This is a genomic window from Methyloparacoccus murrellii, from assembly GCF_054657115.1.
The window spans coordinates 89,693-101,801 of the sequence record NZ_BAAHXD010000006.1 but is presented as its reverse complement, the minus strand read 5'-3'; the positions used below and the strand labels follow the sequence as shown (position 1 = coordinate 101,801).

The 12,109-nt window shown below is 65.6% G+C and carries 11 protein-coding genes; 1 reads left to right on the top strand and 10 read right to left on the bottom strand.

Annotation, left to right across the window (positions count from 1 at the left end; all coding sequences use genetic code 11):
- The first annotated feature begins 173 nt into the window (after positions 1 to 173).
- Positions 174 to 686 carry a DciA family protein gene (locus ACYQ1H_RS03065; RefSeq protein ID WP_460026584.1) on the top strand — a complete coding sequence of 171 codons (513 nt, stop codon included), beginning with the start codon at positions 174 to 176 and terminating at the stop codon, positions 684 to 686.
- 120 nt (positions 687 to 806) lie between these two features.
- On the opposite strand, the gene lpxC is transcribed toward ACYQ1H_RS03065, so the two are convergent.
- The 10 genes from lpxC to murD form a co-directional block, all read right to left on the bottom strand.
- Complete coding sequence (lpxC, locus tag ACYQ1H_RS03060; protein WP_460026583.1) at positions 807 to 1,718, bottom strand: UDP-3-O-acyl-N-acetylglucosamine deacetylase; 912 nt, start codon at positions 1,716 to 1,718, stop codon at positions 807 to 809.
- A 127-nt stretch (positions 1,719 to 1,845) separates the two neighbouring features.
- Complete coding sequence (ftsZ, locus tag ACYQ1H_RS03055; protein ID WP_460026582.1) at positions 1,846 to 3,000, bottom strand: cell division protein FtsZ; 1,155 nt, start codon at positions 2,998 to 3,000, stop codon at positions 1,846 to 1,848.
- A gap of 30 nt (positions 3,001 to 3,030) precedes the next feature.
- Positions 3,031 to 4,263, bottom strand: coding sequence for a cell division protein FtsA (gene ftsA / locus ACYQ1H_RS03050; protein ID WP_460026581.1), 1,233 nt, complete (start codon positions 4,261 to 4,263; stop codon positions 3,031 to 3,033).
- A gap of 63 nt (positions 4,264 to 4,326) precedes the next feature.
- The gene (locus ACYQ1H_RS03045; protein WP_460026580.1) at positions 4,327 to 5,067 is read right to left on the bottom strand and encodes a cell division protein FtsQ/DivIB; all 741 of its coding nucleotides are present in this window, start codon (positions 5,065 to 5,067) and stop codon (positions 4,327 to 4,329) included.
- A gap of 73 nt (positions 5,068 to 5,140) precedes the next feature.
- Positions 5,141 to 6,085, bottom strand: coding sequence for a D-alanine--D-alanine ligase (locus ACYQ1H_RS03040; protein WP_460026579.1), 945 nt, complete (start codon positions 6,083 to 6,085; stop codon positions 5,141 to 5,143).
- Positions 6,066 to 7,010: a UDP-N-acetylmuramate dehydrogenase gene (murB, locus tag ACYQ1H_RS03035; protein WP_460026578.1), complete on the bottom strand. Its 945-nt coding sequence runs from the start codon at positions 7,008 to 7,010 to the stop codon at positions 6,066 to 6,068. The genes ACYQ1H_RS03040 and murB overlap by 20 nt, the downstream gene beginning before the upstream one ends.
- Positions 7,007 to 8,452 carry a UDP-N-acetylmuramate--L-alanine ligase gene (gene murC, locus ACYQ1H_RS03030; RefSeq protein WP_460026577.1) on the bottom strand — a complete coding sequence of 482 codons (1,446 nt, stop codon included), beginning with the start codon at positions 8,450 to 8,452 and terminating at the stop codon, positions 7,007 to 7,009. Before murC ends, murB begins: the two co-directional genes overlap by 4 nt.
- On the bottom strand, positions 8,449 to 9,540 hold the full coding sequence (murG, locus tag ACYQ1H_RS03025) for an undecaprenyldiphospho-muramoylpentapeptide beta-N-acetylglucosaminyltransferase (RefSeq protein ID WP_460026576.1): 1,092 nt from the start codon (positions 9,538 to 9,540) through the stop codon (positions 8,449 to 8,451). Before murG ends, murC begins: the two co-directional genes overlap by 4 nt.
- The gene (gene ftsW, locus ACYQ1H_RS03020) at positions 9,525 to 10,724 is read right to left on the bottom strand and encodes a putative lipid II flippase FtsW (RefSeq protein WP_460026575.1); all 1,200 of its coding nucleotides are present in this window, start codon (positions 10,722 to 10,724) and stop codon (positions 9,525 to 9,527) included. The genes murG and ftsW overlap by 16 nt, the downstream gene beginning before the upstream one ends.
- Complete coding sequence (murD, locus tag ACYQ1H_RS03015; protein WP_460026574.1) at positions 10,721 to 12,109, bottom strand: UDP-N-acetylmuramoyl-L-alanine--D-glutamate ligase; 1,389 nt, start codon at positions 12,107 to 12,109, stop codon at positions 10,721 to 10,723. Before murD ends, ftsW begins: the two co-directional genes overlap by 4 nt.

The window sequence follows — 12,109 nt, the reverse complement described above, 5'->3', positions numbered from 1 at the left end:
CATCTTGACCAGCTTGCCTAGCATTGAGGTTGACCCCAGAAGTCCGGTGGACGGTAAATCTTGGGGATGATACCGCAAATGGGGCATCCTGACGCAGAGCCGGGTTTGGCGCTCCTGCCGCATACCCTCCGCAATGCGCGGATCACAACGCCACGCCAACCCTCAGAATCCAGATGGCCAGGAAACCACGCCCCCTATCCAGCTTTCTTGGCGGCTCCTCCACGCTCGAATCCCTGGTTGCGGAGGCGCATCGGCATGGACGACTGCTCGAGCAGGTGCACGCCTGCCTGCCGGCAACGATGCGGCTCCACTGCCGGCACTGTCTGATTCGGGGCAGAACGCTGGTCCTGCTGGTGGACTCACCGGGAAGCGCGACACTGCTGCGATTCCAGCTGCCGGCGCTGCTTGATCAGCTGCGTGCCCGGGAGGGGCTGCCCATTCAGGACATCCGCCTGCGCAACCTGCAAGCAGTGCGGGACATCACGGACAACCGGCGCAGACTCCCGCGCGTCGGGCGAGCGGTGCCGGAGTCCATCCGCCAGGCCGCCATCGGCAGGGAGACCAGCGAGATCGGCGCCGCCCTGCTGCGACTGTCGCGAACGCTCGCCCGGGTCGAGCGTCAGGGCAGCGGCCAGACCGGTTTCCCGCAGCGGGGGCGCGGGACCGGGGACACGTCCCGAACCTGAAGCCCGGCATGATGCAGAGGGCGACGGCACGCCATCGGCAATCCGGGGCCCGGAAAAGTCACGGGGCATCGGGCGGGCGCCACGATACCCCGTGCTCGGGAGCGAAGGCGATGACGCCGCTCAGGTCGCGACGGCGAGACGGCTGTAGCAGATCGGCAGCGTGGCTTCGTCCTCGAAGGTCACGGACTCCCAGGCATCGACCTGGGTCAGAAGCCGCCGCAGCAACTGATTGTTGAGACCATGCCCGGACTTGTAGCCTTCGAAAGCGCCGATCAGGCTGTGGCCCAGCAGATAGAGGTCACCGATGGCATCGAGGATCTTGTGCTTGACGAACTCATCGGCATAGCGCAGACCATCCTCGTTCAGGATCCGGTAGTTGTCGACCACGATGGCGTTGTCCATGCTGCCGCCCAGCGCCAGCTTGCGCTTGCGTAGCGCCTCGATGTCGCGCATGAAGCCGAAGGTCCGGGCACGACTCACCTCCTTGACGAACGAGGTGGAGGAGAAGTCGATACTGGCCGTCTGCACGTCGTCACTGAACGCGGGATGATCGAAGTCGATGGTGAAGGTGACCTTGAAACCATCGTAGGGGGTGAAGCTGGCCCATTTGTCACCCTCTTCCACCCGGATGGGCTTCCGGATGCGAATGAATCGCTTGGGCGCATTCTGCTCCTCGACACCGGCCGACTGGATCAGGAACACGAAGGGACCGGCGCTGCCATCCATGATAGGCACCTCCGGCGCGCTGACATCGACATAGGCATTGTCGATACCCAGGCCAGCGAGGGCCGACAACAGATGCTCCACCGTGGACACCTTGACATCACCGCGGATCAGGGTGGTCGACAGCGTGGTGTCGCCAACATTCTGCGGTGTCGCGGCGATATCCACGGGTTCAGGCAAGTCCACCCGGCGAAAGACGATACCTGTGTTGGGAGCAGCGGGACGCAGCGAGAGGTAAACCTTCTCGCCCGTGTGCAGGCCCACTCCCGTTGCCTTGATCACATTCTTGAGCGTTCTTTGCCTGATCATCGATATTCTCCTGATCTGGTTACGATGCCGCCAGGCCACTCCCGCCCGCCGGGCATGAATGACCTAACCCGCATCACGAGGCCCGTTTCGATCTGAACGAGCCCTTGAGTCGTCCTGCGGCCTGGTGTCAATCAGCCTGGCGGCGCAGGAAAGCCGGGATATCCAGGTATTCGAGGTCCATCTCCTTTTCCTTCTTGGCTTCCGCGCGCGGTTCCAGTTGGGAGTGCTTGCGCGCGACGGCGGGGCGCCGGGTCATCTCGCCATAGTCGATTTCACCGGTGTTTTTCTGCACCAGCTTGAGGGTGGGCTCACTGGTCTGGCGCGCACAGGACAGGCCAGTGGCGACAACGGTGACCCGCAGTTCGTCATGCAGATCGGGATCGATGACGGTACCGATGACCACGGCCGCATCGTCGGAGGCAAACTCCCGCACCACATTGCCCACCTCGTCGAACTCGCCGATTGCCATGTCCATGCCCCCGGTGATGTTGACGAGGATGCCGCGGGCGCCCTGCAGGTTGATGTCCTCCAGCAGCGGGCTGGCGATGGCCGCTTCGGCCGCCTCGCGGGCACGGCTCGGACCATGACCGATGCCGGTCCCCATCATGGCCATGCCCATTTCCTGCATGATCGTGCGGACGTCGGCGAAATCGACGTTGATGAGACCGGGACGGGTGATGAGGTCGGCAATGCCCTGTACGGCGCCCAGCAGCACATCGTTGGCCGCCGCGAAGGCGCTCATCAGGCTGACATCGCGCCCCAGCACCGGCAACAGCTTTTCATTGGGGATGGTGATCAGCGAGTCAACGAACTGACTGAGTTCGTCGATGCCCTTTTCCGCGGTTTCGCGACGCTTTTTGCCTTCGAACGCGAATGGCTTGGTCACGACGGCAACCGTCAGAATGCCGGCCTCCTTGGCAATCTCGGCAATCACCGGCGCCGCGCCGGTACCCGTGCCACCGCCCATGCCGGCGGTGATGAAGACCATGTCGGAGCCCCCGAGCACCTCGAGGATGCGGTCACGATCGTCGAGCGCCGCCTGCCGGCCGATCTCCGGGTTGGCACCCGCGCCCAACCCCTTGGTGAGCGCATTGCCCAGCTGGATCACCGACCGGGCCTGCAGACTCTTCAGGGCCTGGGCATCGGTGTTGGCGCAGATGAAGTCCACACCCTCGACCTGGCTGTTGACCATATGGTTGACGGCATTGCCACCGCCGCCGCCGACGCCGATCACCTTGATGACGGCGTTCTGACTATAGGAATCCACGATTTCGAATTTCATCGGACCACCCCCTTGATTGATTGCCAACGCTTAAAAATTCCCCGTAAACCAGCTCTTCATGCGCGCCCACAGGCTCCGGAAGCCGGGCCCCACCGAGCCCTGGTGCTCGCCATGCAGGTGCTGTTTGCCAAACAGCAGCAAGCCGGCCCCCGTTGCATAGGCCGGGTTGCGCACCACCTCACCGAGACCGCTCACGGATTGCGGCATGCCGATGCGTACCGGCATGTGGAAGATCTCCTCGGCGAGCTCCACCAGACCTTCCACCCGCGCGCTGCCGCCGCTGATCACGACACCCGCGGCGATCAGGTCCTCGAAGCCGCTGCGCCGCAGTTCGGCCTGCACCAGCAGCAGCAGTTCCTCATAGCGCGGCTCGACGATCTCGGCCAGATTCAGCCGGGAAATCTGCCGTACGGGCCGCTCACCGATGCTGGGCACCTCGATCACGTCCTCAAGACTCGCCAGCTGCGTCAGCGCACAGGCATGCTTGATCTTGATGTCCTCGGCAAACTGGGTCGGCGTGCGCAAGGCCACGGCGATGTCGTTGGTGACCTGGTCGCCGGCGATGGGGATGACCGCAGTATGCCGGATGGCGCCATCGGTGAACACGGCGATATCCGTGGTGCCACCACCGATATCCACCAGGCAGACGCCGAGATCCTTCTCGTCATCGGTGAGCACCGCGGCACTGGAGGCAAGCTGCTCCAGGATGATGTCCTCGACTTCCAGCCCGCAACGACGGATGCACTTGACGATGTTCTGCGCGGCACTCACCGCACCGGTTACGATGTGTACCCGCGCCTCGAGGCGGATGCCGGACATGCCGACGGGCTCCTTGATCCCCTCCTGGCGATCGATGACATATTCCTGCGGCAGGATATGCAGGATCTTCTGGTCGGCCGGGATCGCGACGGCCCGGGCCGAGTCGATCACGCGGTCGACATCGCCCTGCGTCACCTCCTTGTCTTTGATGGCAACGATGCCATGCGAATTCATGCTGATGATGTGGCTGCCGGCGATGCCGGCAAACACGGAATTGATGCGGCACCCGGCCATCAGCTCGGCCTCGTCGACCGCTCGCTGTATCGACTGGACCGTGGTTTCGAGATTGACCACGACCCCTTTCTTAAGACCCCGCGATGGATGGGTGCCCAGGCCGACAACCTCGATGTCGCCCTCCGGGTTGATTTCGCCGACGATGCAGGCCACCTTGGACGTGCCGATATCCAGTCCGACGATGAGATTGCGGTCGGATTTCTTAGCCATCGCTCAAGCGTCCATTTGTCATAGTTGGGTCTAACTGTATCAAGACGGTATAAAGTTTGTTCATCAGCCGGCGTCTTGCCCGGAATCATCGGGAGCCGCCGGCGACGCGGCGGGCTCGTCCTCCCCGGCCACCGGCTTCCAGGTGACGGCAAAACCGCGCGGATAGCGCAAATCCAGCGTCCGCAGGGCGGCAAACCGCTGCATGCCGAGCTTGGGCAGCAGGCTCAGGAAGTGCTCGGTCGCCCTGACCGGCTCCTGGTTACCATAAGCAATCTTCAGACCATTGCTCAGTTCGACGGTCAGGGCCAGACGCTCACTCAGCGTCAGCCGGGTCACCTGCAACCCTTGGGGGGAAAACTGGCTGCCCAGCGCCCGCAGCAGGGCCAGCGTTTCCGCTTCCCGGCCCCGGGGACCGGACAACTGCGGCAGGTGGTCAAAGCCTTGGGTCTGGGATGACACGCGGAAGACCTCGCCCTCGTCGCTGATCAGGCTGCCATCCCCCCAGCGCGCGGCCGGCAGTTGCTCGCGCAGCTCGACGACCAGCGTATCGGGCCAGACACGGGCCACGCGCACCGACCCCACCCAGGAAAGATCGGCGAGCGTCCGTTCCAGCTGTTGCAGATCGACGGCGAAATAGCTTCGAGCTACTTGCGGAAGGATGCCCCGGCAGAGCTCGTCGGGGTCGACATTGGAGAAGTCCCCCTCGAAACGGACATAGCGGATCGGCAGACAACGGTCGATTTCGCGGGCGATCGCCTCCCGCTGGACATAGAGCGCAACCCCCGCGCCCATCACCCCCAGCACCAGCAGGGCTCGACGGAGCCAAGGATGATGGCGCCTTCGGGGACGGGATCTGGATCGTGACCTGGCCATGGTGCTAGCGTTCCCGACAGCTGGTTTCCAGGATGCGCCAGACCAGTTCATCGAAGTCGATACCGGTCGCACGGGCGGCCATGGGCACCAGGCTATGGTCGGTCATGCCCGGCACGGTATTGACCTCGATCAGCCAAGGTCGGCCATCCTCGTCCACCATCAGGTCGACACGCGCCCAGCCCGCGACACCCACGGTGTCACAGGCGGCCCCGGCCAGTGCCTGCAGGCGTTGCTCATCGGTGGCGGAAAGCCCGCAGGGGCAGTGATAGCGGGTCGTCTCGGCGCGATACTTGGCGTCGAAGTCATAGAAGGCGTGCGGTGTTTCGAGGCGAATCAACGGCAGCGGGGCGCCCGCCAGCACGGCAGCGGTATATTCCCGGCCCACGACCCAAGATTCGGCAAATACGTCGCAATTATACATGGCCGCATTGCGCCAGGCCGCCCTGAGTTCCGCGCTGTCCTCGGCCCGGCTCATGCCGATGCTGGAGCCCTCCTCGGCCGGCTTGATGATCACCGGAAAACCCAGCGTAGCCTCGCAGACAGCCAGGTCCGCCTCGCCGGCCAGCTTCATCCAGCGCGGCGTCGGCAGACCGGCGCCCATCCAGCACAGCTTGGTCCTCAGCTTGTCCATGCTGAGCGCCGATGCCAGGACGCCGCTGCCGGTGTAGGGCATGCCCAGCGCCTCCAGCGCTCCCTGCAGCACGCCATCCTCGCCGCCGCGGCCATGGATAATGTTGAAGACCCGGTCGAATGCCGGAGACGCCTGCAGCAGGGGACCCACCATGTCCCTGCCCACATCCAGTCCCGTGGCATCGACCCCGCGGTTGAGCAGCGCCTGCAGGACGGCCTTGCCGCTCTTCAGGGATACTTCGCGTTCCGCCGCCATGCCGCCCATCAACACCGCGACGCGGCCGAAATCAGTCGCGCTCTCAACTCTTCTGGACTGCATCCTGCCCTCCTGATTTTGCCATCCCCACCATCCTTACCTCCGGCATCAACTCGACACCCTGCCTGTTACGCACCTCGGTCTGCACATGCAGCACCAGGGCCTCGATGTCGGCTGCGCTGGCGCCATCGATGTTGACAATGAAATTGGCATGCTTTTCGGAAACCTGGGCACCGCCGATACGGTATCCCTTGAGGCCACAGGCCTCGATCAGCCGGGCCGAGAAATCACCGGACGGGTTGCGGAAGACCGATCCGCAGCTGGGCAGTTGGGTCGGCTGGGTTTCGCTGCGGCGCGCCAGCAGGCGCCTGATCTTGTCGCGGCTCTCACTGACGTCGCCTATCCGCAACCCCAGCTCGCAGGCCACGAACCACTCCTCGGCCGGACCGCGAACGCTTCGGTAGCCGACCCGGAAATCCTCCGGCGGGCGTTGCCACAAGCAACCGCGGCGGTCAATCGTGGTCACCTGCCGCACCAGCGGCCAGGTCTCGCCACCGAAGGCGCCGGCATTCATCGCCAGCGCTCCGCCCATGGTGCCGGGGATCCCGGCCAGGAACTCGGCACCCACCAGCCCGTGCTCGGCACCGAACCGCGCCACATGGGCGCAGGGTACACCCGCCTGCACCCGGATCGTATCCGGGACAGCCAGCGTCATCTCCTTGAGACGATTGCGGGTACAGATGACGGTGCCACGGATGCCACCGTCCCGTACCAGCAGGTTGCTGCCCAGGCCGACCCACACCAGCGGCTCGTCCGGCGGCAGCGCGGCGAGGAAGACACCCAGGTCCTCGAGATCGGCCGGCATGAAGAACCGGTCGGCGGAGCCGCCGGCACGCCAGGAGTTATGCGCCGCCATCGGCTCGTTGTAACGCAGTTCACCGCGAATCCGGGGCGTGGCGGCCACACCGAAGACTTCCGCTGAGCTCATGCCCGGCCCCGCGCCAGGGTCTGCCGCAAGCGTGCCGGCAGCTCCGCCGCGACCTGGCCGATGCTGCCCGCACCCAGCGTCAGGATCACATCGCCCGGCTCGAGCAGGCCCGGCAGAACATCCACCAGCTCGGCCGGCTGCTCCAGGAAAATCGGCTCGATCTCGCCACGCACCCGGATGGCCCTGGACAGGGAGCGCCCATCGGCACCGGTGACCGGTTTCTCGCCGGCGGCATAGACCTCGGTCAGGATCAGCAGGTCGGTCTTCGACAGCACCGTGACGAAGTCCTCGAACAGGTCACGGGTGCGGGTATAGCGGTGCGGCTGGAACACCATCACCAGACGCCGCCCCGGATAGGCTTGGCGGGCGGAATCCAGGGTGGCCTCGATCTCGCGGGGATGATGGCCGTAATCGTCCACCAGCGTGACCGACCCATCGCCCAGCGGCAGTTCGCCATTGACCTGGAAGCGCCGCCCGATCCCCCTGAACTGGCTCAGCGCCCGCTGGATGGTGGACTCGTCGATGCCGAGTTCGTCGGCCACGGCGATCACGGACAGCGCATTGAGAATGTTGTGCCGGCCCGGCAGGTTGAGCCGAACCTCGAAGTCCGCGCCACGCCCCGCCCGGTGCACGCGAAAGACGCTGCACATGCCTTGCTGGCGTATGTCGACTGCCGAGAGATCGGCCTGGGAATCGAAGCCGTAGGTTCGCACCGGCTTGCTGATCTGGGGCAGGATTTCCCGCACGCCGGGGTCCTCGATGCAGAGGACGGCCAGACCATAGAACGGCACGTGGTGCAGGAACTCGACGAAGGTCTGCTTGAGCCGCTCGAAGTCCCCCTGATAGGTCTCCATGTGGTCGCGGTCAATGTTGGTGACCACCGCGATCATGGGCTGCAGGTGCAGAAACGACGCATCACTCTCGTCGGCCTCGGCCACCAGGAAAGTGCCCTGCCCCAGCTGGGCATTGGTACCAGCGCTGTTCAGCCGTCCGCCGATGACGAACGTGGGGTCGAGCCCGGCTTCCGCCAGTACGCTGGCGGCAAGGCTGGTCGTCGTGGTCTTGCCGTGGGTGCCCGCCACGGCGATGCCATAACGAAAGCGCATCAGCTCGGACAGCATCTCGGCACGGGATATCACCGGGATCTTCAGCGACAACGCCGCGCTCAGCTCCGGATTGCCGCGGTCGATGGCGGTCGACACGACCACAACCTCCACGCCCTGCACATGGTCCGGCGCATGACCCCGGTAGACCTGGGCGCCCAGGGATTGCAGGCGACGGGTCGCGGCATTGTCGCCGACATCCGAGCCGGAAACCTCGTAGCCCAGGTTGAGCAGCACCTCGGCGATGCCGCTCATGCCGGTACCGCCGATGCCGATGAAGTGTATGCGGCGTATCCGGCTCATGCCGTGATGGCCACCGCGATCCGTGATGGGCCTCATGCGGCATCCTCCGCCGCCCGGTCGCGCACGCAGCCCAGGCAGATGTCGGCCACCTCCCGCGCCGCCTCCGGCCTAGCCTGGGCACGGGCGGCCTCGGCCATGCGCGCCAATTGCCCGGGCGCCTGCAACAGCTTGCCGATGACTTCCGTCAGCCCGGCGGAGGTCAATTCGGTTTGCGGCATCAGTACCGCCGCACCGGCGTCCGCCAGATAGCGTGCGTTGGCGGTCTGGTGATCGTCAATGGCATGCGGGTAGGGAATCAGGATCGCCGGCAGGCCGGCCGCCGCCAGCTCGCTGACCGTCATCGCGCCGGCCCGGCAGATCGCCAGATCCGCCCAGCGGTAGGCGGCGGCCATGTCCTCCAGGAAAGCGCTGGACTCGGCATCGAGGCCCAGCTCCGCATAGCGGGCCTGGGTCTCGGCCAGCATGGCCTGTCCGGTCTGGTGGCGGATATGCAGGGGCTGTCCGAGGCCGGCCAGCGCTGCCGGCACGTTCTCGTTCAGCGCCTTCGCCCCCAGGCTGCCACCGACCACCAGCACCTTCAGCGCCGGCCCGGCCGCGGCCATGCGGAGCTGCTGCGCCAGCTCGGCGATCGCCCGCCGCAGGGGATTGCCGGTCGCGCGAGCCGCCATGGCAGGGGGAAAACTGCCGGGGAAGGCCTCCAGCACGGCGACAGCCTGCTGGGCCAGCAGCCGGTTGGTGGTACCCGGTATGCGATTCTGCTCGTGTATCACCAGCGGGATGCCCAAGCGGCTGGCGACCCAGCCGCCGGGACCGGCAACGAAGCCGCCCATGCCCAGCACGACATGCGGACGGACGCGCCGCAGGATGGCGAGGGACTGGAGCAGTGCCCGCAGCAGCATCCATGGTGCCTTCATGAGCCCCGCCAGGCCCTTGCCGCGAACGCCCGCCACCGACAGCCACTCGACCGGAAAGCCCGCGGCCGGCACCACGCGGCCTTCGAGTCCCTTGCGGGTGCCCATCCAGACCACCTCGTGCCCATCGGCCCGCAACATCTCGGCCACCGCGAGCGCCGGGTAGACATGACCGCCGGTCCCGCCGGCCATGATCATCACACGCCGGCCCATGAAGCCTTCACCCGGGGTTTGGCGGTGACTGCCGCGATGGCCTCGCTGCGGACCCGGAACAGAATGGCCAGCGCGGCGCACATAACCATGATGCTGCCGCCGCCATAGCTCATCAGCGGCAGGGTCAGGCCCTTCGTCGGCAGCAACCCCATGTTGACCCCCATGTTGATGAATGCCTGCAGGCCAAACCAGGTACCGATGCCATAGGCCAGAAACGCCGAGAAACGGGTCCCGGAAGTCTCCGCCAGGCGGCCGATCACGAAGGCCCGCCAGACAAGGAGCATGAACAGCAGGATGACCGAGGTCGTGCCCATCAAGCCCAGTTCCTCGCCGATGACGGAGAACAGGAAGTCGGTATGGGCTTCCGGCAGGTAGAACAGCTTCTGGATGCTGGAACCAAGGCCGACGCCGCTCCATTCACCGCGACCGAAGGCGATCAGCGCCTGGGTGAGCTGGAAATCGCTGTTCAGGGGATCATCCCAGGGATCGAGGAAGCTGAGCACCCGCCGCAAGCGGTATTCGGCCGTCATGATCAGCAGTGCGCCGGCACCGATGAAGACGCCGATGAGGGCGCCGAACTGCCAGAGGCTCGCACCGGCGAGGAACAGCATGCCTAGCGCCACCGACATGATGACCGCCGTGGCGCCGAAATCCGGCTCCTTCAGCAGCAGCAGCGCCGCGACACCGAGCAGCAGGAACGGTCGCAGCATGCCCTGCACCGAGGTGCGCACCACCGTGATGTGCCGATCGATGAAGCTGGCCATGTAGATGACCGCAATCAGCTTGAAAACTTCGGAAACCTGTATGCGGACCCCGAGCAGATTGATCCAGCGGGCACTGCCGTTCACCACCTTGCCGATACCGGGGATCAGCACCAGCACCAGCAGGAACAGGCCCACGAAATAGAGCGGCAGGGAAATCTCGCGCCAGGTTTCCAGCTTCACCGACGCGGCCCACAGGCCCACGACCAGACCCAGCGCAATGTGGATCAATTGGTGGCGCGGAAAATAGAAACTGTCGTCGGCGAACTTGTCGCCGAGATGCAGCGAGGCCGAGGCCACCATCACGTAGCCGAACAGCAGCAGCGCCAGCGAGGTCAGCAGCAGTGGCGTATCGATATAAAAGCGGTTGCCCCGCCATTGCAGGATGAGACCACGACTCGGCGTCGACAGGATGGCACTCATACGCTCAACCCTCTCACTTCATCGGCGAACATCCTGCCTCGCTCCTGGTAGTCCTTGTACTGGTCCAGACTGGCGCAGGCTGGCGCCAGCAAGACCACATCGCCAGCCGCAGCCAGGCCGCGCGCGGCCTGCACCGCCTGCTTCATGTTGGCAACCGTCACCGTCGGCGCGATATCGCCAAGCGCCTGCGCCAGCAACGGGGCGTCGCGACCCATCAGCACGGTCGCCTTGACCTTGTCGGCCACCACGGGCCGCAGTACCGTGAAATCGGCGCCCTTGCCGTCCCCGCCGGCGATCAGCACCACCGGCCGGGTCATCCCCGCCAGCGCCGCCATGCAGGCGCCGACATTGGTCGCCTTGGAATCGTTGATCCAGGTAACGCCCGCCGCCTCGGCCACCCATTGGGCACGGTGATCGAGGCCGGTGAAGGTTTCCAGCGCCCGGCACATGGCGGTGCGCGACAGGCCCGCCGCATCGCCCAATGCCAGCGCCGCCAGGGCATTGGCAAGGTTGTGGCGACCTTGCAGCCGGACGGCGCGGGTCGGCATCAGCGCCTGACCCTGCGCCAGCAACCACTCCTCGTCTCCCACCTGCCCCAGACGATAGTCTGCCGTCGGCGACTCCAGGCTGAACCAGACGCTTGTCCGCTCCGGTGCGGCCATGGCCGCCACGCAGGCATCGTCCCGGTTCAGGACCTGGACGCCGTTGCCATGAAAAATGTGCTGCTTGGCCTTGGCATAGGCAGCCAGGTCGGGATAGCGGTCCATGTGATCGGGACTGAGGTTGAGCACGGTCGCGGCCAGGGGCTCCAGTATCCGCGAGCTCTCCAGCTGGAAACTGGACAGTTCGAGGACATACAGGTCCGCGGCGGCATCCAGCAGGTCCAGCATCGGCGTGCCCAGGTTGCCGCCCACCCGGGTCTCGCGCCCGTCGGCCTGAGCCATCAGCCCCAGCAGCGTGGTCACCGTGCTCTTGCCGTTGGAGCCGGTTACCGCCAATACCGGGGCCTGCGCCATGCAGGCGAACAGGTCCACGTCGCCCAGCACCGGCACGCCGCGACGGATCGCGGCCTGGATCAGCGGTGATGCCAGGGGTACGCCCGGGCTGACGATGAGGTGGGTGGCAGCCTCGAAGGCGGCCGGCTGGAAGGCGCCCAGAAAAACGGCCGCATCCGGCAGGGACTCGCGCAACTGGTCCGCGAAGGGCGGATCGGCACGCGTATCGGTCACGGCAAAACGGATACCGTGCCGGGCCAGAAACCTTGCCACCGAAAACCCGGTCTTGCCGAGTCCGACGATCAGGACGGCGGCCTGCCGGTCGAGGCCGAGCCGAGCCAGCCCCTGGGTGGCCAGGTCGACGGGACGGGGTTGCTGCAGGGTGGCCAT

What these genes read in the sequence shown, in the direction of transcription:
- ACYQ1H_RS03065 (WP_460026584.1), top strand. Translation starts at nt 174, where the DNA reads ATGGCCAGGAAACCACGCCCCCTATCCAGCTTTCTTGGCGGCTCCTCC.
- lpxC (WP_460026583.1), bottom strand. Translation starts at nt 1,718, where the DNA reads ATGATCAGGCAAAGAACGCTCAAGAATGTGATCAAGGCAACGGGAGTG.
- ftsZ (WP_460026582.1), bottom strand. Translation starts at nt 3,000, where the DNA reads ATGAAATTCGAAATCGTGGATTCCTATAGTCAGAACGCCGTCATCAAG.
- ftsA (WP_460026581.1), bottom strand. Translation starts at nt 4,263, where the DNA reads ATGGCTAAGAAATCCGACCGCAATCTCATCGTCGGACTGGATATCGGC.
- ACYQ1H_RS03040 (WP_460026579.1), bottom strand. Translation starts at nt 6,085, where the DNA reads ATGCAGTCCAGAAGAGTTGAGAGCGCGACTGATTTCGGCCGCGTCGCG.
- murB (WP_460026578.1), bottom strand. Translation starts at nt 7,010, where the DNA reads ATGAGCTCAGCGGAAGTCTTCGGTGTGGCCGCCACGCCCCGGATTCGC.
- murC (WP_460026577.1), bottom strand. Translation starts at nt 8,452, where the DNA reads ATGAGGCCCATCACGGATCGCGGTGGCCATCACGGCATGAGCCGGATA.
- murG (WP_460026576.1), bottom strand. Translation starts at nt 9,540, where the DNA reads ATGGGCCGGCGTGTGATGATCATGGCCGGCGGGACCGGCGGTCATGTC.
- ftsW (WP_460026575.1), bottom strand. Translation starts at nt 10,724, where the DNA reads ATGAGTGCCATCCTGTCGACGCCGAGTCGTGGTCTCATCCTGCAATGG.
- murD (WP_460026574.1), bottom strand. Translation starts at nt 12,109, where the DNA reads ATGGCCACCCTGCAGCAACCCCGTCCCGTCGACCTGGCCACCCAGGGG.